Origin of the sequence: Paenibacillus sp. (genome assembly GCF_048976745.1) — a bacterium.
Lineage (GTDB): Bacteria > Bacillota > Bacilli > Paenibacillales > Paenibacillaceae > Paenibacillus.
In genome coordinates, this window is sequence record NZ_JBHGUU010000024.1 from 411,430 (window position 1) to 438,184 (window position 26,755).

The window sequence follows — 26,755 nt, forward strand, 5'->3', positions numbered from 1 at the left end:
TTTTAAATAATTCAAGGCTGATATTTGGCACCTTTTATGCGTTATTCCATTCCTGCTCGTACGTTTCTTCCTTGAATCCAACCGTCACCTTTTCTCCATCCGTAACAATTGGACGCTTGATCAGCCGACCATTGGAAGCCAACAAACGAATCTGTTCATCAGCGGACATGCCTGGCAGCTTGTCCTTCAGTTGTTGTTCTTTGTACACTTCCCCGCTTGTATTAAAGAACTTTTTCACTTCCAGTCCGCTCTTCTGAATCAGTTCTGTTAGTTCAGATTCTGACGGCGGCGAGTCGAAAATGGGGATTAGCTCCATCTCATGTCCTTGCGCTTCTAGCCATTTTACAGCTTTGCGGCATGTGCCGCATTTGGCATATTGATATACTTTTAAGTTGCTCATGTATGTGTTCCTCCTGTGGCTCCGGTCTCGACTTCTCGCTTCCCTTGGTTTGCTTCGCAAATCCAAAAGTCGCTCCAAATCGATACCATCGCCATGTAATTTTACTGACTTTTGCGAATGAGTTCAAAAACACACATTCGCTATATTTTTTGAATCAAGACCTTACTACGTTGCTTTAATCACTTTAAAGTTATTAAAGTTTGGACATGTTAACGCATCTATTATGAAACTACTAAACATCAGTACATTAAAACATGAAACCATAATGATTAGCCTACGGCATGCTGTTCGGGTGTATGAAGCTTCCCTCACATGATTAGCCCACTAGGGTTGAACCTAAAGCAGAACGTGCCTAGCCGAATGGACCGTTCAGAAAGCTATAACACAGTGTGTGCGTATCTAAGGAAATCTAGAGCCCTCGTCGCAGCTTCCTACAGTTCTTCTCTGGGAGCTGCTTCATCATTCAAACGCTTCTCTAGCGCAGCCATATCTGCTGGAAAAGGGGCCTGGAACGTTATGCGTTCCTGTCGAATCGGATGTTCAAACGTCAACTCACAGGCATGTAATGCCTGCCGTTCGATCCAGCTGTCTCGTTCTTCCCGAACAGCCATGGTCTGCTCATCGATCTCGTGCACAGGTAGTGTCTTGTACATTCGATCACCGATTAATGGACAGCCGATGGACGTCATATGTACCCTGATCTGATGGGTTCTGCCACTTTCCAGCTTGAGACTTATCGCACTGGCACTGCCCCCTGACCAACGTGTTAAGGTCGTGTACAACGTTCTTGCAGCGTAACCATCAGGTGTTACGATTCGGCGGTGTGGTTCCTCTGGATCGCGATCAATCGGTCCATCCACCGATCCTTGTTCCGGGACAATGCTGCCGTGTACAAGTGCAATATATTTCTTATCCACCGTTCCCGCGATCATCTGTTCAGACACATGCTGATGCACATAAGGGTTCTTGGCTATGGCCAGCACACCTGACGTTTCCTGATCAAGTCGATGAATTGGTCTGAACCGGAAGCGCTCGCCCTTGGATTTCCAGTAATGGACGACTCCATTCGCCAAAGTACCTGTGTAATGTCCATGTGTCGGATGAACGATGATGCCCGCATCCTTGTTTACAATAAGCAAGTGCTCGTCTTCATACAGAACGGTAAAGGGAATAGGTTCAGGCAAAATATCATCCGATTCCTCTTGCTCCATCCGAATTTCAACGACATCACCCGCAGCTACCTTCACGCTAATGTATACGCGCTCTCCATTTAACATGACACCTTGCTCCGTCAGCTTGATTTTGGACAAAAGCTTACGCGAAACCAGCAGCCGCCGCTGAAGCACGGTCTTCAGCAGCCAGCCATCTTCTTGTTCAGTCACCGTGTAAACAATTGGTGAATAGTATTGGCTCATTCTTTGCGGCGGAAAACTTTTTTGCTCCGCACATATTCAATATCCGCCACCTGTTGTCTCGCGTTGGCCGTCCGTGCAACCACGAAGAAGTAATCAGACAGTCGGTTTAGATACCGTCGTACAGACGGATTAATATCTGTATGTTGTCCGAGTGTTACCGTGCGACGCTCTGCGCGACGACATACCGTACGGCACACATGAAGAGCAGAAGACAGCTGACTGCCACCTGGAATAATGAACCGTTCCACTTTTGGATTCTCTGCATCATACTGGTCGATCCATTGTTCCAGACGTGTGACCATTTCATCTTTCACCTTATATTTGGTCTCACTAATCTTCACAAAGGCCAGATCCGACCCGCAATCAAATAGTTCCTGTTGAACTTCCAGCAGATGTTCACGCAGGTCTTCGAATTCTCCTTGAGCAGAGTCAATAAGGCTAATCGCCTGGCCTACAAAACAGTTCAACTCATCAATCGTGCCATAAGCCTCAACTCGGTCATCATCCTTGATGACGCGTCCACCGATAACCGAAGTCTGTCCTTCGTCACCTGTTCGTGTATATATGCCCATCGTTATCCCTCCAGTTGGTAATATAATAATGAATACGGGAATGCCATTTTTTCAGAAACCCGTCTATCGCTTTACACGTATATAAGAATTGGTGTGCTCTGCCGAGTATACGACAAATCGAAGGAAACCAAAAGTAAAGGAGACGATTATGCAAAACTGGATAACCGATTTCATGGAACAATACGGCTACATAGGCATTGCACTCATTATTGCTCTTGAGAACGTATTTCCCCCAATTCCATCCGAAATCATCTTGCCGTTTGGCGGATTCATGACCACCTATACCAGTCTCACTCTTCCAGGTGTGATTATCGCCGCAACCATCGGCTCCGTCCTTGGTGCTGTGTTGCTGTATGGTATTGGCCTACTCATTGACGTCGAACGCCTTGAGAAAATTGTGGAACGTTGGGGACATGTTCTGCGCATCAAAAAAGAGGATATTCACCGTGTCGATGCATGGTTTGACAAATATGGTATGTGGACCGTATTATTCTGCCGAATGGTTCCCCTCGTCCGTAGTCTGATCTCCATTCCCGCAGGCATGTCCAATATGAAATTTGGTTTATTCCTTCTTTTTACAACCATTGGTACATTGATCTGGAATATCATTCTTGTCTGCATTGGTGCTGCGCTTGGCGCATCATGGGAGAGCATTTTGCACTTTATGGACGTTTATTCCATTGTAGTGTACGTCATTCTTGCCATCATTGTCATCGGATGTATCATCTGGTGGATCAGACGTAGCAAAAAACAGAAATAAAAAGGATAGATTAATAAATATAGCCTCCTCGCCACCATTTCGTGGTTAAGGAGGCTTCTTTATGTCACCCGTCTATGTCATCTCGCTATCGTTCATCTTCATTTCGCATGCCCTGACTCTTAAGATCGATAGCCAGACCAGATACCAGCATGTACATCTTTTCAGCATGTTGCTGCAGCATCCGGTTAACCGAAGCCATTCTCGCTGTAAATATTCGTTCTTCCTCGGTAGGATGCAATGTGCCATGCATTTCATTGGTAATCACAAGCAACTTCCCCTGATAAGACAATAACGCATCAAGCAAAAGCTGTGTCTCTGAACGCTGATGATTCAGATCCTCTGTTGCCCTGAAACCGGCAGCCATCCAGGAAGTCAGACTGTCTACAATTACAATTCGCTGATCCGCCAAAAACAGATTGGATTCCCGATTAATCTGGGTGATCACCTCTGTCAGATGCTGACCGTTCCCGGCATGAATGGCACGATAATGAGCGGATGGCAATTCGGGAATAACGGGATCATGATCACCAGTGGATAAATATACACCCTCCCGGCTAATCCCGGCTGCGTACTTGAGGGCAAACCTGGTTTTACCACTACCTATGCCGCCTGTGACCGTAATCAGCAATCCGCTTCCCTCCTTCCATAGCCATTCTGAATTTTCTTTACTCTGTCAGCGCCTTCAGCACTTTCTTGGATTCTTCGACATTGGAAGATGACACTGGAATGGTGGCGAACAAATTGCTCGCAGCATATTCTACATCTTTAAACATTTTCATATCTTCAAGTGGAATGCCGTAAAGATGAGATTCTTGCTTGAGATCTGAACCTCCATCTCCTTCACCCTTCTCAACCAATACTCCACCCTCAAATACCCCCCGTTCATACTTCTTGGGATCAAACGTATCATCCAGCGGAACATTGGAGCCATTACTTCCGTATTGTTTCATGTCAGCTTCTGGCAAAATGAAGATATCATGTCCTCCAGCCGCATACTCTACCATAATTTTCTGAACATCATACATCGCACTGGTGATCACTTCCACCTTGGGTTCCTCACCCAGTTTCTGTTGCAGATTGGCCTGTAACTGTTCTGAGATTACAGATGGATTTCCTTGGTTATCAATAATAAAAATGGAAAATCCATCTTTACCTCCACAACCAGCAAGCAGAAAAACGATAGAAATGATCGCAGTAAGCCCCCAAAATCTCTTCATTCCAGTTCCCCCTTTAGTCTCCTATGTCCAATATATCACAATTGTTCCACGCAAAAAAATAACCTGGCTTATCGGGGGATTACCCTACCTTTACACACAAAAAGAAGACCCTCTCAGGTCTCCTTCTAATTCGATTAATGAAACGTTTCAATTCAGCATAAACGTTATTTTCCTTTAATCGGGTTAGCCTTCATATATTCATTAATCTTTAAATCCAGCAAACTGCTAATTTCAATTACAATATCGGATGTGAATGATTTCTCTTCGAGGAAGATCTGTTCCATCTTGCGACGAAGCATATGAATTTCATCTTCCAAGGAAATGTCATGCAAAGATGCGTTATCGGGTTTCACCGACCATCGGTCGCCATGATCGCCTTCTGCCAGAACGTGCCCACGAATCGTCGGTAAATCATATTCAACACAAAACAAAGCTAACCCCTCCTTGGAAAAATGGCTTCCAAATATATGAAAACTTATTTCAAATTGAAATTATATCACATTATTTTGTAAAAGAAAGTTATTTTTTTCCAACGATAATAATGTTGGATTTGTGAAACGATTTTACTTTAGTATTAACCCTCTTTTTGCAGTTTGTAAACAAAGTTTCCGATTCGTTCCAATGCTTCATTCAATTGGGTTACAGAAGTAGCATAAGAACAGCGCAAGAAACCTTCACCCTGAGGGCCAAAAACATTGCCGGGAACAGCAGCAACTTTATTCTCCGTTAACAATCGCTCAGCAAACAGGTCGGAACTCATACCCGTCTTTTGAATGCTCGGGAATGCATAAAATGCTCCCTGAGGTTCATGGCATTCAAGTCCAATATCCCTGAATCCCTGCACAATCAAACGTCTACGCTGATTATACGATTCTACCATCCGATCTTTCTCACCCAAACCGTTCGTCAATGCCTCAAGTGCAGCAACCTGACCCATGGCCGGTGCACACATGACTGTATACTGATGGATTTTGAGCATGGCTGCAATAAGTTCAGGATGACCACACATGTAACCAATCCGCCAACCTGTCATTGCAAAAGCCTTTGAAAATCCACTGACGAGAATGGTCCGCTCCTTCATGTCAGGAATCGCTGCAAAGCTAACATGTTTTTGCGTATACGTCAATTCAGCGTAAATTTCATCAGCGATCACAATCAGATCATGCTTTTTAATCACTTCAGCAATAGGGAGCCACTCTTCATACGTCATGATGGCTCCAGTGGGATTACTCGGATAACACAGAATAACCACTTTCGACTTCGGTGTGATGCCAGCTTCAAGAGCTTCGGCCGTTAACTTGAACTGATCTTTCGCATAGGTTTCAACACCAACCGGTATACCGCCACCGATGGAAGCGATTGGTGAATACGCCACGTATGAAGGTTCAGGAATGAGAATCTCGTCGCCTGGTACGATTAATGCGCGCAAAGCCAGATCAATCGCTTCACTGCCACCCACGGTAACAATAATCTCATCCTTGGGATCGTATTTGGTATCAAACTGTGTATCCAGGTATTCACTAATGGCTTCTCTCAGCTTTGGCATACCTGCGTTGGAAGTGTAGCTAGTCATGCCTCGTTCCAAAGAGTAGACACAGGCTTCACGCATATGCCAAGGTGTAACAAAATCTGGTTCCCCCACACCCAATGTAATAATATCCTTGTTGTCTCCAACCAGATCAAAAAATTTACGAATTCCGGATGGAGGTATCTGCTGCACGAGGGGTGCCAGATAAGATGTCATTTTCTTGTTGTTCCCGGTTGTCTGTTCATTCACTATCATGACACATCTTCCTTTACGGCGAGATCATGAGACGGTTGTCTTCCTGATGGTCTTCAAAGATAATCCCGTCCTGTTTATATTTTTTAAGAATAAAATTCGTTTTGGTTGAAAGTACAGAGTCTATCGGAGACAGTTTCTCCGACACAAAATTAGCGACTTCACGCAGGTTGCCACCTTCCACTTCAACGAGCAGATCGTATGCACCTGACATGAGATATACGGACTTCACTTGCGGATAGAGATAAATGCGTTCAGCAATCCCTTCAAAGCCACGACCACGCTCCGGCGTGATCTGCACCTCAATCAGGGCCGTTACTTTTTCATCATCTATTTTGCTCCAGTTCACGACGGTTGCGTATTTCACGATGACGTGGTCTTGTTCAAGCTGTGCCACGGCGTTTTTGATCTTGTCTTCCGACTCCCCCAGCAGCGTCGACAGCAGTGCGGGAGTCCTTCTCGCGTCTTCCTTCAACAGATCCAGCACTTTTAATTGCAGATCGTTCAAATCTTTCATGGTTTTCCCTCCAGCGTCATCCAGGTTCCTGAAAATGAATTAATACTTATATTACATGAATTTAACGTTGATGCATAGACAAAAGACCGCCTGCCCTGAATTCGGGCAAGCGGTGGTATGGTCCTGGAACGTTAGGTGCTTCAAACCTCTTTTGCAAAGGTTACATGTAATAAGGGTTACCGTAATTCGGTTGATGCTGAGACACATTAGGAGCTTGGCTATATGAACTGTTCTGCGTATTCTTTTCCTGAATGAACTGCTGACACTTCTGTTGGGTCTGGTGGGCGGACTGAATTTGCTTGTCCACATCCTGACGCAGTGCCTTGGACGAAACAGAGTACATGTTGTTTTGCTGCATCAGATTAAACAGTTCCCCTTGTAATCTTAGGGTATCGTTGGTCAGGTCTGTGAACATTCGACGTGTCATGGGGCAGGAAGCTTCCGTTGTCGCAGTTGTATATTCGCGCGAGGTTCGTCTTAAATCTGCAAGAATCGACTTCAGCAGATCCTGCTCCTGCATAAAAGCGCCATTAGATGATAAAGATTGAGAATACATGCGTTTTCCTCCTATACAGTTAGGGTTGTCTTCAATTACTGAACTTGCGTAGGTGCGAGAGACTGATGTTGCTGCAGCGCATTAACAAGCGTGTTCAGATGCTGTTCATGTGAGCGAACATAGTGATTCAATGCTTGTTGAATTTGTGGATTATGTGTGATGGAAGCTGTGGCTGCACACTGCTTAATCAGCAGTTCTTCATTGGTGATAGAGTCCGCAATGTAGTTCAATTCCTTGGGACTCAGCGCTTGCATCGTATGATTCTGCATGTTTCGATGGCCTCCTCGGCATAAAGTTTATGCGCAATTATTGTTAACCCGGTCACACAAAAGTATACAAATTTTAATTATAAAGGAGATGTTTCTAATGGATCTGGTCTATGGCACACCTTTCTGGCCCTCCACTTTCAATTCAACATTTAATTATTCTCCGCTACAAGAAGACATCTCTTGTGACTGCCTCATCATTGGTGGGGGCATGGGAGGCGCACTCATATCTAAACTACTCACGGAACAGGGTGTTAACACAGTTGTCATTGATAAACGAGACATTGCCCACGGCAGCAGTTCTGCCAATACTGGTCTTTTACAATATACCAATGACAAAACACTAACCTCATGTATTAACACTTTTGGTGAAGCAACAGGCGTACGTTTTTATGAGCTTTGTCGTGAAGCCATGCAACAGCTTACTCACATTGCAGGCAGTCTGGATACAGACCCTTGGTTTATCCCGCGAACAAGTCTTTGTTTTGCAAGCAGTGAAGATGATGTAGTCCTTTTGGAGGAAGAATATCAGACCTTGAAACGTTATGGTTTTGAAGCTGAACTGTGGGATGCCGATAGAATAAGCTCACATTTCCCCTTCAGCAAACCCGCTGCACTGTACACCATGGGAGATGCGGAAGTGAACCCCTATCGTTTTGTTCATGCCTTGTTTGAATCCGCAAATAAACGTGGCGCTAGAATTTATGGTCAGACAGAGATGATACACTGTGAATACGATGAAGATGGTGTATTATGCCACACTTCCAACGGTAAAATCCGTGCCAAAAAGGTCGTATTTGCTGCCGGTTACGAGACACAGGACATCAAAAAGGATCGTGGCGCCTATCTGAAAACGACCTATGCGATTGCTACCAAACCCTTGTCTGATCTTAGTGAATGGTTTGAACACAGCATGATCTGGGAGACAGCGCGCCCATATTTGTATATGCGAACAACTCCAGACGGACGAATCATTGCAGGTGGTTTGGATGAAGAAACACCTCGGGAGGATCAACGTGAAATACGGGCTAAGCACCGGGGAGATACACTCCTTGAAGAGGTCCGTTCCTATTTCCTTTTAGATGACCTTGAAGTCGATTATGCCTGGGGTGCCGTGTTTGGTAACACGAATGATGGCCTCCCTTTGATCGGTACACATCCCGATTATCCACATTCATATTTTGTAGAAGGGTATGGAGGTAACGGGACCGTATACAGCATGATTGCTGCTTCCTTCATTGTGGATGCCATTACGGGCAAACCAAATCCTGATATGAACCTGTTCTCACTGACACGTACAAGTAAACCATCTCCTGTGTAACATGCAAATGAATCAATACAAACAGGGTACAGCATAAGGAAAGTTTTCCTTTCCCGCAGCTGTACCCTGTTTATATATATGAAAGTCTGCTAAGCCGCGGGCTCTTGCCCTTGTGTTCGGTTCAATAATTTGCGCATGAAAATCCATCCGATTAGCGGAGAAGCCCCGAGGACAATAATAAGCCAGGTTAACATGCGTAGAGATGGGTTATTTATGACCGTCACAATGAATATGACCAAACCACTTAGTCTGCCAAGCATCAGGCATAACTCTCTCAATACGACAAGTTCAACCCTTTTCTCCACATTTTCGCCACTCGTGCCCATCATGTCGAATCCCGCCGAGATCATTGGCAGTACATACAACGGCATCGCAACAGCACTCCCAATCCCCATGATTAACAGCGTACCGTAGGTTACTTTCCAGAGAAGAGGAAGGAGCACAACGAGCAGAATGAGCGCGCCGATCAACATGCCTTTCGATCTGTACTGCGGTTTGAACCATTTTCCGGCTGCCCAATAACTTACGAGTGCCACAGCTGAAGTGATGAGTGAGAACTGCCCCAATTTGTACTCCTGTGCTGTGGCCACATATACAAGGAGTGCTATCAGGAAGGCAAAGACACCTTCCCTTGCGCCCTGAGCGAACAAACCCACGGCTAGGGTCCTCCAGGGACTCTCCGGCTTGGATAGCTGTATCCAGGGTTCAGACCAGCGGTATGTACCGCTCACCTTTCTTTTTTTCAGAAAAAAACTGAAGACTACCGCTATGACATAAAAGACGAGTGATACCGTGAAGATGAGCCGATATCCTGTGTTGTCTGTCATGCGAGTAATAATCAGACCAGAGAACCAGGGACCTATAATTCCTGTCATCGAACCAAGTAACCCCACCCAACCATTGAATAGATCCCTGTTTTCCCGATCCGTTATTTCAAAATACACAACATTAAATGCAATCCAGAATAGCCCCAGGGAACAACCTAGTAGTATACCCAGAGGCCATATCCAGTCTACAGCTTGGGAACCAGCCCAGAGGACGATCATATAAAATATGCCGGACAGCGCAGTACCTAGTCGTAGTGCACTCATTTTATTGTGTTCCTTGACCCATTTGCCAGCAAGCCAGAACGTTAGTCCAATGGCCAGTTGCTGGCTGAGAGTGAACCACCCTAACATGGCATAATCCGGACGGCTTTTCCACAGAAACACATTCAAAAAGGTTCCCGACAGCGCTCCGGCTAACGCAAACAATCCATTCACGCCCAAAAGCAGAATGGATTGTCGGCCTAAAGTAATCTTCATCTGCTCCTCCTTCATCCACCTGATGTGAACTGTGTACAGGTAGGTCTTAGGGTTAACGTACCCCAAGCCAGAGGAAAACATGATGAATCTTTAGGATTACTTTGAAATTGTGGTTCTTATCTACGAAACACTTATTCCTGCGTACTCAGGTTCTTAATCATACGCAAACGATCCTCCTCAGACAAACTGTATTGAACTTGGAAACATCCCGAGCATACATAGGTCAACACCTTAAACGGTGGTGACAATAGTGCCCCTTCGCCTGAAGCTGCGTTAGCAACTGGCATGAAGTTATCCTGTGTTGCAGCTTGCGTACCTGCGAGAATCATGAATTCCCGGCAATTCGGGCACTCCGGCACTTCTTCCTGATGATCAAGTTGCTTCTGGACACCTTGTTCATACTGAATGAGGTCATTACCTTCATCCGCATATTTGGTCAATGTTCGCAACTCCGGCAATTTGAGTTCAACTTCATCCCCCCACAGATCTGTAAGATCCGTAGTCTGTTCCTCATCCTTTACATCATCCACATCATAGATGTCGTCCTCAGCTTCATCGTTCTCTTCGTCACCGATGTTAATGTTGAGGGTTCGATATCCCTTTAATTCATTGTGGCAGTATGGACACTCTTCTTCAGGACCAAGTTCCTCATCCCATACAATTTCCGTGTGACACCAAGGGCATATTGTTGTTTCCATATTGAATCAACCTTTCTCTTTCATATCATGTATTCATTACATAGATCACACCGATGGCAAAAAACACGATCGATGCCGCAAACAGAATCCGTATCAATATCTTCATGACTGGTCCCCCTAGATAATGCTCGCGCCGATAACAAACGACAGCGAGACTGAAATAATCATGGATATCAATCCGACAGCTCGGTTATCCGCTTCGATCTCCTTATCAATGGAGAACACGGGTGTCAGGAATTCGAACAAAAAATAGGCAATGATCAGAAGAATAAACCCTACAAATGACCACGTCATGGCTTCATACACTGAAGATTTGGCTTGTATGCAGAACCGCAGTACGTTGCAGATCCCGAAGATCTTGCCTCCTGTAGCCATCGCAACGGCCACATTACCCTTCTTGATCTCAGTCCAGCATTTATACTTGGTCACCAGTTCGAAGCAAGCCAGAAATACAAGCAGCTCCATAATCGCTACCGAGAAAAAACCGAGTACCATCCCCAAGGGATGAGACAGCAATTGGTCAATGCTTTCTTTCACGCACCGTTCCCCTCTCCCCATCTGCGGCCTTCATGAATAAGGTCGCAGAATATCATTGATTCATGGACCGGCTATTCCAATTCTGCGACGGTCACACCATTTCCGCCTTCTCCGTAATTGCCCAGCCGGTAACTTTTAATATGTTTATGCTTACGCAGGTAATCCTGAATACCGGAACGTAAAATTCCTGTACCTTTACCGTGAATAATATAAACTTGGCCCAGGTTGGCAAGAAAAGCTTCATCAATGAATCGGTCTGTCTCCATCAGGGCTTCTTCCAGGTTGGTGCCACGCAGATCCAATTCACTTTTCACATTGTCATCACGTGTGCGTTTCATACCCGTTACCGGTTTTTGCTTCGGTTTGGCTGTGGGAGCTGATTGCTGTAGTTCCAGGTCATCCAGAGATACTTTCATTTTCATAATCCCCAGTTGTACCATAGCGTCTTTGCTGCCCGACATCTCTACAACATGACCTTTTTGATTCAAACTATACACAAGCACTTCATCCCCAGGACCAATGGCACGTGTCTTCGGCGCTGTTGTCGTCTTCTTGACCGTTTTCCTGCGTTTCTCCGGTTCAGCCTCGTCCAGCTGTTTGCGGGCAGCAATGAGTTTGTGCTCCTTGACGGAAGCTCCTTCTTCCATAGCCAACAGGCGAAGATCCGCTATAATTTTCTCCGCTTCCGCACGAGCCTTGTCCACAATGCTGCGTGCATCCTCTTCTGCTTTTTCAATCCGGCGATCACGCTGCTGTTCCAGCTTCTCCAGTTCACTCTGATGACGACTGCGTAATTTCTCCATATCCTGGCGCAAGCTCTCTGCCTTCTCACGCTCTTGTTCAGCCGTAAGACGGTTCTCTTCAAGAGATGCGATCATATGTTCAATTCGTTGGTCCTCTTCCTTCACTTCGCCACGGGCGTAGTCGAGAATGTAACCCGGCAGTCCCAGTCGCTCCGCAATGGCAAATGCATTACTTCGTCCAGGTACACCTACCAGAAGGCGATAGGTTGGACTCAGTGTATTGATGTCAAATTCCATGCTGGCATTAATGACACCTTTACGCTCATATGCGTATGCTTTCAGCTCACTGTAGTGGGTGGTCGCAACCATGCGACATCCTGTCCGGTGCATATGCTCCAGCATCGAGATGGCCAGTGCGGAACCTTCAGCCGGATCTGTCCCTGCGCCAAGTTCATCAAGCAATACCAAACTTTTCGGCGTCATGTTTTTCAGAATGCGAATGATGTTGGTCATATGACTGGAGAACGTACTCAGATTCTGCTCGATACTCTGCTCGTCCCCAATATCTGCATAGATCGCATCAAATACACATAGCTGACTGCCGTCCTCAGCCGGAACAAATAAACCGGACATCGCCATCAAGCTCAGCAATCCAATCGTTTTGAGTGTTACCGTCTTACCACCCGTATTCGGACCTGTCACGATAATGGATGTGTAATCATTGCCCAGCTCAATATCGATTGGAACCACGTTTTCGATCGCTATCAGCGGATGCCGGCCTTTTTTAAGTTTGATGAACCCGCGGTCATTCATGCGTGGCAATGTTGCTTTCAATTCACGAGCCAGACGTGCTTTGGCAAAGATAAAATCAAGTGATCCCAGCAAGTCGACATCATACAACAGCCATTCTCCCTGCTCACTGACAAGCGCCGTCAATTTCTGCAAAATAATTTCTATTTCGCGTTCTTCCCGAATCCGGGTTTCGCGTAATTTGTTGTTCATCGCAACAATCGATTCCGGCTCAATGAACAATGTTGCACCCGAACCGGACTGATCGTGCACAATCCCGCCAAAATACGAACGATATTCAGCTTTCACCGGGATAACAAAACGGTCTCCTCTGATGGTTATGAGCTGATCCTGCAACATTTTGGATACGGTAGAGGAGCGAATCATGGAATCCAGTTTTTCACGAATCCGCGCTTCTCCGCCTCGCAACTCACGACGAATCTGTGCCAATGTTACGCTTGCACTGTCGGCAACCTCTGCATTATCGTCAATACAGATTTTGATGGCATCCTCAAGTGTTTTTTGCTCTGACAGTTGATCACTGATATAAAACAGTGATTCGATGGGCTCATCTTCATGTAAAGTACCAATCTGACGTTTCAATCGACGCGCTGCAAAGGTTGTATTGGATATTCCCAAAAGTTCGTGAGGGTTAAGTGTGCCTCCAATTTCAGCACGTTTAATGGAAGCCGTAATATCTACAATCCCCCCAAACGAAGGTGAACCTTTCAGGCGATCAAATGTGAAGGCTTCATCGGTTTGCTGCAGCAATCGCTTCACTTCTTCCAGCTCACTGCTGGGTTCAAGTTGCTCCGCTTTCTTTTTTCCCATGGTCGTCTGGGCAAAGCTAAGCAATGTATTTAAAATTTTGCGATATTCCAGTGTGTGTAAAATTTTCGTGTCCAAGTGTACAACTCCTTCCAAACTATATCTGTATTATAACGAAAGAAACTTTCTTACGCTATTTAACGAATCCTTCCACACATAACTTAAACCATACCACCACAAACTACAGGTGTCAGGATTGTGCAACCTCTCCATCCCCTTGGAGTTGTCCTGCTCAGTTCAATCCGAATAAAAGGAGGTAAACACCATGAATTTCCTGGGACATGTCGTGCGATTTATTATCGCCGCAATTGTATTAATGGTGGTCAGCTGGATCGTTCCCGGATTCGCCGTTGGTGGCTTCTGGAGCGCCCTGCTGCTTGCTCTCGTCATTGCCCTGCTCGGCTGGATCGTTGAAGGTATCTTCGGCAAAAGGGTCAACCCGTTTGGTCGCGGTATTGTCGGATTTATCGTTAGCGCACTGGTAATTTGGCTTGGTCAATATGTTGTAGATCATGTTGAAGTCAGCCTGCTCGGTGCCATTCTCGCTGCGCTGGTCATCGGGATTATCGATCTTTTCATCCCGGTATCCACCCCTTTTGATGCCGGACGAAGCTCCAAAAGTTAATCTAACTCCCACCAACGTCCCCATGAATTCTATTAAACCTCTGAAGGCCCAGTGCCGGAAGAGGTTTATTTCATTCGGGTAGTAACACTCTGCCGTACACGTACAATTTTCAAAAAAACGACATACGCAGCGTGTACAGGCATCCACATAATGCGGTATGATGACTGGAGCAATCATTCAAATTTTATCCATATCAAGCTTAAGGAGGCACATGATGAAGAAAGGCATAAGATGGCTCGCTGCCTGTATGTTAATTCTGGTCCTCACTGCGTGTGGAGCGGCGAAACAGTCCGCAGAATCTGACAGTAATGGATCCGATGCTGAAGTTACAGCCAGTGAAGAACTGGTCATCAAGGCAAGCAACTACGAATTCGATCAACCTGAGTACCGTCTTAAAAAAGGCGTTCCGGTTAACATTGTTTATGAAAATGTAAACGGAAATCACGGTATACTTGTGCCTGAGCTGAATCTTCAACTGGATACCAGAAATAGCTCCAAAGTCATAACCCCGGACAAAGTTGGTGAGTTTGAAATGTCCTGTTCTGTCTTCTGTGGTTCAGGACACAGCAGCATGATCTCCAAAATTATCGTTGAAGAATAAGTTTCAAGACAAGGAGCCCCCGCAGCGACGGGAGCTCCTTCTTTAGTATAACAAATTGTACCAGAGTACGTTGCCCACGAGCCAGTTCTGCTCCATTCATTCCGCTAGGTCTGGTCCTGTTCAATCAATTCAATCCATTCGTTATATTCCGTCTGCAACTTCGTATATTCATCATGCAACTGACGATATTCCGTATTCAGCTGCTCTGCCTTCTCCTGCTCCATTTCACGTTCAACCTGTAACAAACGTAATTGATTCGCCGCTAGTTCGTAACGCTCCCCCATCTCAAGCAGTTCAGTTTCCATGATCTCTTTCTCTTGGGTCGCTTCTGCACGTAACTTGTCCAGCTGCTGTCGTTCTTGCTCCAGTCCCTCCAGCAACTCGCTACTTGCAGCACTTTCTTTCTTCCAAACGGTCAGTTCATTCTCAAGTGCAGCCCAGCGTTCCTGCCAGGATTGCTCCTGAGCCGCCCATTCATCTGCCCGGCGTTGCCACACTTGGTCATTCTGCTCCGCTTGTGCAACGCTGGAGCGGAGTTCTTCTTCACGTCTCGTCATCTGCTCCAGACGGGATGACAACTCGGCCTGTTTGGCTGACAGTTCTTCGTGTTTGATCTGCCACTCCAACGCTTCTTCCTCGGTCTGGGCGAGCCGGCTCTCTTGCTCGGAGTAGCGCTCGGAAAGTTTAGCTGAAGACTGTCTTGCTTCTTCAAGCGCCCTCACAATTTCTTGCTTCTCCGTGCTCAACTCATCAATCTTGGAGCTGTAATTCTCTTCACGTTGTAATGCATCACTGTAATCGTTACGGATTTGTTTATAATTATCCTGAAGTCGGTTCAGCTCTTCCCGGACAACATTGAGCTCAACTTCAAGCTCTTTGCGTTTCTCTTCCAAAATTTCTGCGTCCTTCTGGTATTGCACAGCTTCTTCATGGTTGAAACGAGACTCTTCCTTCACTACGGACAATTCATCATGAAGAGATTGCACACCAGACTCCAACGTTTCATTTTGTTCAGCAACTTCGAGAATCTGGTTCTCCAGGTCCCCAATCTCAGCCAATCGCTGCTCAGCAAGGTCTTTCCAGGATTGCTCACGTTCCGTAAGCGTGCCAATCTCATTCTGCAATGTGCGCACTGCGGCATGAGCCTGTTCAAGCACCTTATGCAACCTGCGCTGTTCCTCTTCCGACTTCACTTCAGCCTCACGAAGCTTTTGAACTTCCTGTTCAAGCTGTGCGTGCTGCTCCTGAAGTTTGCGCAGCTGAGCAGTAAGAGAAGTTTCTCTATCCACAGTTTCATTATACTTCTGTTTCCATTGTTCCTGTGAATCACGGGATTGCTGGGCAGCCTGCTCCGTTTCACGCAGAAGCTCCTGCAACTGAGAACGGTCCTCTTTCAACTGCTCCAGTTGCTGCTCCAGTTCCGTAATTCGGCGACTCTGAACTTCCTGCTCCTGTTTACGGACCCCATGCTCATGACGCAACGTTTCCAATTGACCACGCTCGTGTTGAAGCTGCTGTTCTTGCTCTGCAACCATGTCCTGTGCACTGATGAGCTGGGTCATCACTTCTTCCAATTGCTCTTCGACATCTAACAGTCGAGACTCCGCCTGTTTACGTTGTTCCTCAAGCTGCTGCTTGAGCTTGCTTCGTTCTTCTTGCAATACGGCTTCTGCCGCCGCAGCCGCTTCCGTTGCCTGAGATGCTGCGGCTTCCTTGGCTTGTTGCAATTGTTCCTCGAGAGCTGCTTCTTTCTCCATCCATTCGAGTTCTGACTGTTCGGATAATGCTTTGAACTCCGCATTTAATTGGTTTATCTGATTCAGGCGCTTCTGCTCCGCTTGTTCCTGCAAGGCAGTCCGCTCCTGATTCGCCTGATCCGTCAGAGCCTTAGTCTGTTCCAGCGCTTTTTCTTCAACCTGCTGGAGCCGAAGTTCCATCTGTTGCTGAAGTTCGTTATATTGCAGCGCTGCTTCCTCCTGAGCTTTCTTCAGGTTGTTCTCAGCCTGTTCCAACTCTAACAGAATGGCGGACTCGGCTTCTTCCTTGGCTGTCTGAACCTGCTGTGCAGCCTTGGCTTCAATTTGTTGACGTTCTGCAACAGCACGGCTTTCGACTGCTTTTAATTGAGCTGCAGCCTTGTCCTGCAATTCCTTATATTGCGCCGCAGCTTTGGCTTGCGCCTGCTGCAATTCGGCTGCAGAACGGTTCTGAGCTTCTTTTAGCTGAGAAGCGGCCTGTGCCTGTGCAGTTTTAAGCTGATTTGCCGCTTTTTCTTCCATTTCCTTCAGCTGTCTCGTTCCCTTGGCTTCTGCTTCCTTGAGTTGTGCCGTAGCTTGAGCCTGCAATTTCTGCAATCGCTCTGTGGCCTGGGCACGCTCCTGCTCAAGCAATGAATTTAACTTTGCCATTTCTGCTTGCTTGTCCGTTTCAGCCTTTTGCAGCGCCTGCTCTGCTTCAAGCTTCAGCTTCTGCAATTCAGCAAGAGCCTGGTCACGTCGTTCCAATTCTTTTTGATGTTCATTTTGTATGGCGTTCAACCGATTCAATTCGTTTCTCAGTTCTGTACGTTCTCCAGTAAGCATCTTCAGTTCATTACGGATTTCCTGAGTCTGAAGAGACTGTTCAGCCATATGTACAGCCGCCAGTACCGCAATACGCGGAGTATCCAGACGGGAATTTTGCTTGGAGATTGCGCCCATACGCTCATCTACCAGGTTAGCTACTTGTTTCATATAGTCGGCACTGCTGCCAACCAGTTTATAGGAAGTCCCGTAGATTTCTACGGTGACGCGTGTACGATCAGGTGTAGTCACAGTTGTGCCCTCCTTCAAGTCTGTATGTTGATTCTAAGCTGTAATCACAAAAAAGTCACATCGATCCTCTAATGCTAAGGATTCGATGTGACTTCAAACAATTCCTGCTAATCTTTGTTCAAAAAATCTTCTTTTGTCCTATTTACGCAATTCCGCTCCGAATTGCTCTTCCAGACGAGCCACGACACGGGCATGAACTTCAGTAACTTCCTCATCGGTCAGTGTACGTTCACGATTCCGGTATACCAGTGCCATCGCCACGCTCTTCTTGTGTTCACCCAGTTTACTGCCAGTAAACACATCGAATACCTGTACGGTTTGTAACAATTCACCCGCCGATTCACGAATGACGCGCAGCATATCTCCCGCTTCAATATCCTCATTCACAACAACCGCGATATCACGTTCCATGGCTGGGAAACGTGGAAGTTCACGATAACGAATATGAGCGTCTGCTTCACTGTAGATCGATTCAAGTGCAATTTCTGCGATGTACACATCATTCAGATCATACTGCTGTTGCAGTTCCGGATGCAATTGACCCATTGTACCGATCAATGTGCCTTCCCCACCATCCTTGCCTTCCAGATAAACCGATGCGGAACGTCCCGGATGGAATCCTTCAGGGCTGTTTGCTACCAAGCGAATGCGTTGTTCAAGCCCCACATAGGCGAACAGATGCTCAAGTGCACCTTTCAGATCAAAGAAGTCTACTTTCTCCGCTCCAACATTCCATTGCTGGCTTGCACGATTCCCGGTGAGCAGCAGCCCCAGTACTGGGATCTCATGCGGTTGCTTAGTCAACTGGTCTTCTTCGGTGAAGAACACATTGCCCACTTCAAATACAGCGAGTGAATCCTGTTTACGGTTCATGTTATACACCGCAGCATCCAGCATTTGCGGCAAAATACTCGTACGAAGCACACTGCGGTCCTCACTCATAGGCATCGCGAGTTTTACGGCTTTACTGCCTTGTGTTAATGCCGGGAACAATGTCGCTTTATCCGGGTGTACAAAGGAGTAACTGATCATTTCCTGCCAGCCACTGCCTGAGAGCAATCCACGAATGGTGCGACGCATGGCTTGAGAGCGTGTATATGCCCCCGGAGTTGTCGGTCCTTCAATCCATGTGGTTGGAATGTTGTCGTATCCGTACAGGCGTGCAATCTCTTCAAACAAGTCTACATCGAGCGTAATATCCCCTCTGCGTGTAGGTACTTCCACATCCAGCAATCCTTGATCTGCATCACCACATGCAAAGTGCAAGCGAGCGAAGATCGTTTTCACCTCAAGCAAAGAAAGATCGGTTCCCAGATAACGATTCAGTCTGTCCAGGGACAATTGAATGACACGTTTCTCCGCAGCTTCCGCTCCAGCTTCCACGATTCCCTGATGCACTTCACCTTCAGCATATCGCTGAATCAGTTCAGCGGCACGATCCAAAGCCGTAATCACCGCACCCGGGTCTACTTCCTTCTCAAAACGCATGCTTGCTTCGGAACGCAGCCCCAGTTGGCGCGACGTTTTCCGAACGGTTCCGCCGTCAAACTTGGCGGACTCCAAGAGCAGGTTCACTGTGCCTTCCGATACCTCGGAATTCTCGCCACCCATAACCCCAGCGATGGCTACAGGTTTCACGCCATCCGTGATGAGCAACATGTGCGGCTCCAGCTTGCGCTCTTGGCCATCGAGCGTAACGATCGTTTCACCTTCGTTGGCCATCCGCACTTCAATATGGCCTTTTTCCAGCTTATCCGCATCGAATGCATGCAGCGGTTGACCGTATTCCAGCATGACATAGTTTGTGATATCAACGATGTTATTGATAGGACGAACACCTGCGGCCATCAGACGGTTTTGCATCCACAGCGGGGAAGCACCCAGCTTAATGCCAGTTACATAACGAGCTGCATAGTGACTGCATTGCTCCTGCGCCTTAATCTCTACAGAGATATGATTCGCGGCTGCATCACCCACTTCAACCAGTTGGTCTTTCGGACTTGGCAGCTTCACTTCACGACCCAGGATCGCACCCACTTCATAAGCCGCACCACGCATGCTGAGACAGTCAGAACGGTTCGGTGTCAGGTCCAGTTCAAGTACATGGTCGTCGAGACCAAGAACCTGGCTGATTGGCGTGCCAACCTCTGTTTGTTCCGGCAGAACGAGAATACCTTCCTGCTGATCTTTGGGCAGCAATTTATCGTTCATGCCAAGCTCTTTGGCGGAACAGATCATGCCAAGGGATACAACGCCGCGCAGTTTGGCTTTTTTAATATCCAATCCACCAGGGAGCTTCGCTCCCACCAGAGCTACGACTACTTTTTGGCCTGCATCCACATTTTTCGCACCACACACGATCTGCAGATCTTCTTCTTGGCCGGCATCGATGACACATACATTCAGTTTGTCTGCATCGGGGTGTTTCTCCTTGCTCTTCACATAACCTACAACAACTTTATTCACACCCTTGTTGCGATTTTCCACTACATCAATCTCGACTCCCGCACGGGTGATTTTCTCCGCCAATTCCTGTGGCGTCACACCTTCAAGGGAAATATAATCAGACAGCCAATCTGTCGATACTCTCATGGACGTTCACTTCCTTCATCTATAAATTGGTATTCCCGGTTCATAAAGCTTGCTCTATATATGTTGATCCATTGTCTTGTTAATCTTGTTAAGTTACAGCCGTCCGAATTGCTTCAGGAAGGTCAGATCGCTATTGTAGAAGTGACGGATATCATCCACACCATACTTCAGCATGGCGATACGTTCTACACCCATTCCGAATGCAAAACCGCTGTATTTCTCCGGATCATAACCACCCATTTCCAGTACTTTCGGGTGAACCATACCGCCGCCCAAAATTTCAAGCCAGCCAGTTTGCTTACATACCCGACAGCCGCTGCCGCCACATTGTACACAGGTTACATCCACTTCCGCACTTGGCTCCGTGAACGGGAAGAAGCTTGGACGCAGACGAATTTCCGTGTGGGAACCGAACATTTCGCGCACGAATTGCAGCAGAGTTCCTTTCAGATCGCTCATACGAATGTTTTCGCTGATGACCAATCCCTCAACCTGGTTGAATTGGAAAGAGTGTGTCGCATCGTCGTCATCACGGCGGTATACTTTACCTGGGCAGATGACTTTAACAGGCACTTCGCCCTTCATGCTCTGCATGGTACGCACTTGAACCGGAGACGTATGGGTACGCATCAACAAGTCTTCTGTAACATAGAAGGAATCCTGCATATCACGCGCCGGGTGATTCTTTGGCAGATTCAATGCTTCAAAGTTGTAATAGTCCATTTCGACTTCAGGACCTTCCGCAATGCGGTATCCCATGCCGATGAAAATATCTTCGATCTCCTGTACCACTTTGGTCAGTGGATGCAGTCCGCCTTGACGTCCACGACGTCCTGGCAGAGTTACATCAATTTTCTCAGATTGCAGACGTTTCGCCGTCTCTTCCTTCTGGAACTGATCCTGCTTGCTGTCGATGACTTCCTCAATGGCAGCCCGAACATCATTGGCTACTTGACCAATAACCGGACGTTCCTCTGCACTAAGTGCACCCATTCCGCGCAAAATCTCAGTCAATGCACCCTTTTTCCCCAAATACTTTACACGCAGATCACCGAGCGTCTGCGGATCATTCACACCAGACAACTGCTCCAGCGCTTCGATCTTCAATGCCTCTAAACGTTCTTTCATGTGTAATTGCCCCCTTTTTGTGGTGTTATTGCAACAAAAAAAGGCCTTCTCTCCCCTGAAGGGACGAAAAGACCGTGGTACCACCCTTGTTAGACATCCAATGCTGCACGGACCTTCTGGCCTGCAACTGGTTCTGTCTCACTTTGTACGGAATAACGACCGTTAACCGTTTGCCCCTACTGTTGCCTCTGTGTCTGCACACAAACAGGTTCAGGGAACCGCTTCGGAGTGAATTTGGGCAGCCTTGTTCTACAGAAACGCTCTCAATCTACGGCGCTTCCTCCCTGTCCAGAGGCACTGCTTACTTATCTCCATCATCACGTTTGCTTTTGAGTTAAACCTATATCGATGTAATCATCGATGATCGTTCATAATTATATGCAAAATAGATCGAAATAGCAAGCCGTCCATGTTCTAATTTATACTTGCACCCTTATCTTTCAATTGTTTCAGGCGCTGCTGGATTTCGCGAATCTCAGCTGCCTCGACTGCTCGCTCATTCGAATGCTCTATCTGTGTCAGACTATCTTTTCCAGCAGTGCTCACAGGAGACAGCAACTCCAACAGGCGCATCTCCAGTCGTAACCGCTCGTCATCAGACTCCCGGGTCTCCAGCGCCTGCTCCCGAAGTTTGCTGGACTGCTCCCAGTCCGACACATCTCCTTCAAACAGGGTTGCTGTTCCTCCTGCTTCCAGATCGCACAATCGATTGGCAAGTGCCTTTGTCAGCATCCGGTCATGGGATACAAGCACCAAAGTACCTGTAGCCTGTTTTAATACATTCTCCATGACTTCCTGGGTATCGATGTCCAGATAATTGGTCGGTTCGTCCAGCACCAGCAGATTTGCTCCGCCAAAATACAGTCTCAGAAATGCCACTCTACACTTTTCCCCCATGCTCAAATCCCCAATGCGCTTGAACACATCATCCCTGGAAAAGAGGAAACATCCCAGAATGGTACGTGCTGCACTTTGTGTCATGGATGGAAGGGTAAGCAAACTATCCAGAAGTGTCAGATTCTCGGGGAGCCCTTCCAGCTCCTGTGAAAAGTAACCGATTCTCAGCTGTGGATGCCGTGTGACCTTGCCTTGCGAAGGTTCCAGTTCACCAATCATCAACTTCAACAGTGTTGTTTTGCCCGTTCCATTAGGGCCTCGTACGGCAAGCCGATCTCCACGTTCAACGGTGATTCGAAGGTTACGAAGCACTGGCTCGTTACCCGTATATGAAAAACTCACCTCATCCAAGGCAACAAGCTGTCGCGCAGCCAATGGATTCATCTGCAATTCCATGTTCAACTTTGCAGCTTCACGAGGTTTATCCACCCGTTCCCGCTCCAAACGTTCCAGCTGTTTTTGTTTTGCATGGTAACGTGAAATATTTTTGTTAGCTTTGGCCTTGTAGAAGCTCTGGGTGATCTTCACCTCCACATCGGTCGCTGAATTATGCGCTTTATGGAACCATTCCTGGTAGTTTCGAATCGTTTCTTCCAGCGCCTTACGCTCCAATTCCTGCCTGCGGTAGATCGTTTCCTGTTCCCGTAATTCACGCTCTTTGTGGACCTTGTATTCGGAGTATCCGCCTTTGTATTTGGTCAGGGCATCTGCACTGAATTCAATCACTCCTGATGCTACCTGATCAATAAAGGTTCGATCGTGAGATACAAATAACAGCGTACCTTCATATGAGGATAACCACTCTTCAAGCCAGCGCATGCTTCCCTCATCCAGATGATTCGTCGGTTCATCCAGAATCAGAAATTTGGGCTTGCTGACAAGCAGCCCCGCTAGGCGTGCCTTTGTTTTTTGTCCACCACTCAAGGAATGATAGGGTCTGTTCCAATGCTCTGCGGATAATCCAAGACGTGTCAGTACCTTCTCTACCTCAGTCTCCCACATATAACCGTTCAGCTGTTCATATTGCTCCATCACTTGCGTATAGGCTGCAAGCAGCTTTTCATCAGCTTCAGTGCTAATGCTCAAACGTTGTTCCAGTTCTTCCAAGTTCCGTTTCACTTCATAGATCTGACCGCTCTCTCTCCGGACCGCATCCAGTACATTCATCCCCGTCGCAATCTCCGAGCGCTGGCGCATGAACCCCCATTCCTGCTGCGGGATATGACGTTCAATCCGTCCACCACCGTGCTCTTCACCCAAAATAATGCGTAACAACGTCGTCTTGCCGCAACCGTTGCGACCCAAAATGGCGAGTCGTTCGCCCTCATTAATCTCCAGATCTAATCCTGTAAACAATTCATTACCGTTCCACTCTTTTGATACTTCATGCAAACGCACCAATGTCATCATGAGGCCTCATCCTTCCTGCATCCTTTTTGCTGAACAAAAAAAACCGCTGGCATCAGCCGGCGGTTTGGCAATTTAGGGTTGGATCAAGCATTCAAAGACAGATCTAAGGTAAGTTATGGCATGAACGAAGAAACCCAAAACACAGGGTACACGTAAACCTCAAGGTTTACTTGCTCCATACCTGATCCCATAGCTGAATTTGGACACACGAATCCCCTCATTGCTCAGCCGCTCTGGCTGACTGCGTTATAAAACCGTCTGCAGTTAACTGGGGTTCAATTCATGTGTTTACTTCATGGGACGTATGGTTACCTCTCATTCATGTGTAGTATCAATTTCTCCGTAATTGTACCAGATCATTGTAAAAAAGCAAAGGTTATATACATTAAACTAAAGAATGCTTTCTACTCGCCACTCCGATATCAAAACACATCCTATAGCTCGCTTTTATCCCTGGGTTTCTTTTAGAGCAAAAGAAAAAGCCCTTGCGCTGCAAGGGCTCCGGTACTGCTTCGTAAAGCGGGTGATGGGAATCGAACCCACGCTATTAGCTTGGAAGGCTAAAGTTCTACCATTGAACTACACCCGCATGATTGAAAAATTAATTGTTAAGTTCCTTAGGAATTTAACAGTGATTTTACAAATAATAATATACCATGATCCTCTATAGCATGCAAGTCATATTTCCCATTTTTTTCATTACGCCCCCATCTTAAAAAAGCAGGAGCACCCTCGCGCCCCCGCTGTCCCCTATCCTGTAGGCTTATCCACATCTCTCAAAAACTGCTTTTCAAATTCAGCGGCTTTAATCGGTTTGCTGAAGTAATAACCCTGAGCCTCATGACAGTGTTGATTGCGAAGAAAGACCATCTGATCTTCGTTCTCCACACCCTCAGCTGTCACTTTCAGTTGTAAATGGTGAGCCATTGAAGTAATGGTAGATACAATCGCAGCGTTATTGCTGTCCTCCATGACTTCATTAACGAATGAACGGTCAATCTTGAGCCGATCAATCGGCAGATCCTTCAGATAGTGCAACGAGCTGTATCCCGTTCCAAAATCATCAATACTGATATGCACACCTATTTCTTTGATTTTGCGCAATTGTTCGAATGATCGGTCTTTGTCAAATGTCATGCTCTCTGTAATCTCCAGTTCAAGCCATACAGGCTCTAGTCCTGTCTCCTTGAGAATGCCATTGATATTGTCCAACAAATGGGAATGTCTGAATTGTCTCATCGACAAATTCACCGAAACACACAATTTACGATAACCGGCTTCCTGCCACTGTTTATTCTGTGCACACGCTTCACGAAGCACCCATTCACCAAGCGGTACAATGAGCCCGCTCTCTTCTGCCAGAGGAATAAATTCCGCCGGAGATACCGATCCCCGCTGCGGATGCTGCCAACGCACCAATGCTTCCATGCCCACGATTAGCCCACTTTGCAGATTAACCTGCGGCTGGTAGACCAGGTAGAACTGACCTCGATCCAACGCCTTGCGCAGATCATTCTCAAGCTGCAAACGCTCCTGTGCCTTCATCTGCATCGCATGGGCAAATCGATTCAGTTCCATTCCTTGTTCCTTTGCACTGTGCAGAGCCGTATCGGCATTCTGAATAATCTCCAGTGGTGACTCACCATCATGTGGGAAAATGGCCATGCCGATCCCAAGTGTAAGATGATACTCATTACCATCAACCAAGACCGGCTTCTCAAAAAGTTGCAAAATGGATCTTGTCCGACGTAACGCCGTATCGGTTGAACTGAATTCTGTCATCGTTAATGCAAACTCATCTCTACCCAACCCAAAAACTTCTTCACCGGGAAGTGACGAATGTTTCAGTCGTTGACCTACCTGACGCAAAACCCGGTTAGCTGCTTGCTGTCCGAGCGAATCGTTAATGGTCTTGAACCGATTAATATTCAGGACCAGTACACCAACAAGCTGTTCCTGCACCACGGCATCATCCATCATCTTTTTTAACCGCTGTGAAAGGCGACGACGGTTTGGAAGTCCCGTTACATCATCATGATGAGCAATATAGTTCATCTTGGCTTCCGCGACCTGCTGTTGCAGGAAAGGCGTGTCCACTACGGATGTATACAGCCCTTTTTGAATGAAAAAATATGCCATACAATTACTCAGCAATCCTAATAGCAAATTGAGATCGTTCACCCCGGTTGCTGAGACAAAATAACATTCACCAAAAAAGAAACACAGAATACCACATAGAATGGTTGGCAGGTCACCATCTTTGGTTTTTTTCCATTGTACAAACAAAATAACGGCAATAATGCCATAGAGCAATCCGACCACAAAATGAACTCGGGTGAAGATTCCACCAAGCACATCCCCATCAAGCATACTTGGCAACATGCTCCATTCCTGAATAGCCAGTATGTACAAAATAACAAAGGTACCCAATGTCCCACTGAACACTAAGAATTTGCGTGGTAATGCAATTTCTTTCTCATTTATGGTATACACGAGCAGTAAACCTACTGAACATACCAACGATCCCATGGTTGACATCATTAAGGAGAACTCCGATTCCATCATGGCTCCATTTGGAATCTCTTCTGCAAATGAAACGATATGCACCAGTTCAAACAGACCAATCAATAAAAAGAGTGTTGTCAATAATGTCCTACGAAGAGTTAGCTTCTGTGTCCTGAACAACCAGCTTTGATTATAGATGCCGATACAAGCCGCTACCGCAGCGAACCCACCCAAGAGTGTCAAAATCGGGTAACCCGATATGAACAGATCAGAGCGTGAAGAAGAACGAAACCATTGACTTGCGAGGAAACACAATAAGCCGCACACAGCGACCCAACTTATTTTTCTCTGATCTTGCAGATTAACCTTCATTCGTGTTTTCCTTCCCGGGATCACCTATCCTGAATTACATTTACCAAACTCAATAACTTATTACACGATTCGACAAATAAACATATTAACCAACGTTCAATTCACATGC

23 protein-coding genes and 1 tRNA gene are annotated in these 26,755 nt (G+C 46.6%); 4 read left to right on the forward strand and 20 right to left on the reverse strand.

Translation table 11 applies throughout. The features are described from left to right. Positions 1–34: 34 nt before the first annotated feature. From ACE3K2_RS27720 to ACE3K2_RS27730, 3 genes are all read right to left on the reverse strand, one after another. On the reverse strand, positions 35–400 hold the full coding sequence (locus ACE3K2_RS27720) for an arsenate reductase family protein (RefSeq protein ID WP_421897729.1): 366 nt from the start codon (positions 398–400) through the stop codon (positions 35–37). Positions 401–831: 431 nt separating this feature from the next. Continuing rightward, positions 832–1,815 (reverse strand): RluA family pseudouridine synthase, encoded by a 984-nt coding sequence (locus ACE3K2_RS27725; RefSeq protein ID WP_421897731.1) that lies wholly within the window; start codon positions 1,813–1,815, stop codon positions 832–834. After that, positions 1,812–2,387, reverse strand: coding sequence for a cob(I)yrinic acid a,c-diamide adenosyltransferase (locus ACE3K2_RS27730; protein WP_421897734.1), 576 nt, complete (start codon positions 2,385–2,387; stop codon positions 1,812–1,814). The genes ACE3K2_RS27725 and ACE3K2_RS27730 overlap by 4 nt, the downstream gene beginning before the upstream one ends. Before the next feature lie 148 nt (positions 2,388–2,535). On the opposite strand from ACE3K2_RS27730, the gene ACE3K2_RS27735 reads away from it, so the two are divergent. Continuing rightward, entirely contained in the window at positions 2,536–3,147 is a 612-nt protein-coding gene (locus ACE3K2_RS27735) for a DedA family protein (protein WP_421897737.1), read from the forward strand. Positions 3,148–3,232: 85 nt separating this feature from the next. Here the strand turns inward: ACE3K2_RS27735 and ACE3K2_RS27740 are convergent, their stop codons facing one another. From ACE3K2_RS27740 to ACE3K2_RS27770, 7 genes are all read right to left on the reverse strand, one after another. Next, positions 3,233–3,775: a bifunctional adenosylcobinamide kinase/adenosylcobinamide-phosphate guanylyltransferase gene (locus ACE3K2_RS27740; protein WP_421897740.1), complete on the reverse strand. Its 543-nt coding sequence runs from the start codon at positions 3,773–3,775 to the stop codon at positions 3,233–3,235. A 37-nt stretch (positions 3,776–3,812) separates the two neighbouring features. Beyond that, positions 3,813–4,364, reverse strand: coding sequence for a hypothetical protein (locus ACE3K2_RS27745; protein ID WP_421897743.1), 552 nt, complete (start codon positions 4,362–4,364; stop codon positions 3,813–3,815). 164 nt (positions 4,365–4,528) lie between these two features. Further along, entirely contained in the window at positions 4,529–4,750 is a 222-nt protein-coding gene (locus ACE3K2_RS27750) for an aspartyl-phosphate phosphatase Spo0E family protein (RefSeq protein ID WP_176872852.1), read from the reverse strand. 188 nt (positions 4,751–4,938) lie between these two features. Beyond that, positions 4,939–6,147, reverse strand: a complete 1,209-nt coding sequence (locus ACE3K2_RS27755; RefSeq protein ID WP_421897746.1) for an aminotransferase class I/II-fold pyridoxal phosphate-dependent enzyme — start codon at positions 6,145–6,147, stop codon at positions 4,939–4,941. A gap of 13 nt (positions 6,148–6,160) precedes the next feature. Next, the gene (locus ACE3K2_RS27760) at positions 6,161–6,661 is read right to left on the reverse strand and encodes an Lrp/AsnC family transcriptional regulator (RefSeq protein ID WP_024628343.1); all 501 of its coding nucleotides are present in this window, start codon (positions 6,659–6,661) and stop codon (positions 6,161–6,163) included. A gap of 160 nt (positions 6,662–6,821) precedes the next feature. Beyond that, a complete protein-coding gene (locus ACE3K2_RS27765; protein WP_017689630.1) occupies positions 6,822–7,217 on the reverse strand; it encodes a spore coat protein in 396 nt (131 codons plus the stop codon). Between the two features lie 35 nt (positions 7,218–7,252). After that, positions 7,253–7,486 carry a hypothetical protein gene (locus tag ACE3K2_RS27770; RefSeq protein WP_421897751.1) on the reverse strand — a complete coding sequence of 78 codons (234 nt, stop codon included), beginning with the start codon at positions 7,484–7,486 and terminating at the stop codon, positions 7,253–7,255. A gap of 97 nt (positions 7,487–7,583) precedes the next feature. Between ACE3K2_RS27770 and ACE3K2_RS27775 the strand changes: the two genes are divergently transcribed. Beyond that, a complete protein-coding gene (locus ACE3K2_RS27775) occupies positions 7,584–8,804 on the forward strand; it encodes an NAD(P)/FAD-dependent oxidoreductase (protein WP_421897754.1) in 1,221 nt (406 codons plus the stop codon). Between the two features lie 89 nt (positions 8,805–8,893). On the opposite strand, the gene ACE3K2_RS27780 is transcribed toward ACE3K2_RS27775, so the two are convergent. From ACE3K2_RS27780 to ACE3K2_RS27795, 4 genes are all read right to left on the reverse strand, one after another. Beyond that, complete coding sequence (locus ACE3K2_RS27780; RefSeq protein WP_421897757.1) at positions 8,894–10,108, reverse strand: MFS transporter; 1,215 nt, start codon at positions 10,106–10,108, stop codon at positions 8,894–8,896. Between the two features lie 131 nt (positions 10,109–10,239). Beyond that, entirely contained in the window at positions 10,240–10,806 is a 567-nt protein-coding gene (locus tag ACE3K2_RS27785) for a hypothetical protein (protein WP_421897760.1), read from the reverse strand. A gap of 117 nt (positions 10,807–10,923) precedes the next feature. Beyond that, on the reverse strand, positions 10,924–11,301 hold the full coding sequence (locus ACE3K2_RS27790) for a DUF350 domain-containing protein (RefSeq protein WP_421898503.1): 378 nt from the start codon (positions 11,299–11,301) through the stop codon (positions 10,924–10,926). A 113-nt stretch (positions 11,302–11,414) separates the two neighbouring features. Then, positions 11,415–13,781 carry an endonuclease MutS2 gene (locus tag ACE3K2_RS27795; protein WP_421897763.1) on the reverse strand — a complete coding sequence of 789 codons (2,367 nt, stop codon included), beginning with the start codon at positions 13,779–13,781 and terminating at the stop codon, positions 11,415–11,417. Positions 13,782–13,968: 187 nt separating this feature from the next. Between ACE3K2_RS27795 and ACE3K2_RS27800 the strand changes: the two genes are divergently transcribed. Both ACE3K2_RS27800 and ACE3K2_RS27805 read left to right on the forward strand, forming a co-directional pair. Beyond that, positions 13,969–14,328 (forward strand): phage holin family protein, encoded by a 360-nt coding sequence (locus ACE3K2_RS27800; RefSeq protein ID WP_017689637.1) that lies wholly within the window; start codon positions 13,969–13,971, stop codon positions 14,326–14,328. Positions 14,329–14,542: 214 nt separating this feature from the next. Beyond that, the gene (locus ACE3K2_RS27805; RefSeq protein ID WP_421897766.1) at positions 14,543–14,929 is read left to right on the forward strand and encodes a cytochrome C oxidase subunit II; all 387 of its coding nucleotides are present in this window, start codon (positions 14,543–14,545) and stop codon (positions 14,927–14,929) included. Positions 14,930–15,033: 104 nt separating this feature from the next. Here the strand turns inward: ACE3K2_RS27805 and zapA are convergent, their stop codons facing one another. The 6 genes from zapA to ACE3K2_RS27835 form a co-directional block, all read right to left on the reverse strand. Next, complete coding sequence (gene zapA / locus ACE3K2_RS27810) at positions 15,034–17,742, reverse strand: cell division protein ZapA (protein WP_421897769.1); 2,709 nt, start codon at positions 17,740–17,742, stop codon at positions 15,034–15,036. A 138-nt stretch (positions 17,743–17,880) separates the two neighbouring features. Next, entirely contained in the window at positions 17,881–20,334 is a 2,454-nt protein-coding gene (gene pheT, locus ACE3K2_RS27815; protein ID WP_421897772.1) for a phenylalanine--tRNA ligase subunit beta, read from the reverse strand. Between the two features lie 93 nt (positions 20,335–20,427). Continuing rightward, positions 20,428–21,462, reverse strand: a complete 1,035-nt coding sequence (gene pheS, locus ACE3K2_RS27820) for a phenylalanine--tRNA ligase subunit alpha (RefSeq protein WP_124113690.1) — start codon at positions 21,460–21,462, stop codon at positions 20,428–20,430. 414 nt (positions 21,463–21,876) lie between these two features. Beyond that, on the reverse strand, positions 21,877–23,769 hold the full coding sequence (abc-f, locus tag ACE3K2_RS27825) for a ribosomal protection-like ABC-F family protein (protein WP_421897775.1): 1,893 nt from the start codon (positions 23,767–23,769) through the stop codon (positions 21,877–21,879). A 518-nt stretch (positions 23,770–24,287) separates the two neighbouring features. Next, positions 24,288–24,358 (reverse strand) — tRNA-Gly (locus ACE3K2_RS27830). A gap of 161 nt (positions 24,359–24,519) precedes the next feature. Then, on the reverse strand, positions 24,520–26,646 hold the full coding sequence (locus ACE3K2_RS27835; protein WP_421897778.1) for a bifunctional diguanylate cyclase/phosphodiesterase: 2,127 nt from the start codon (positions 26,644–26,646) through the stop codon (positions 24,520–24,522). Positions 26,647–26,755: the final 109 nt, after the last annotated feature.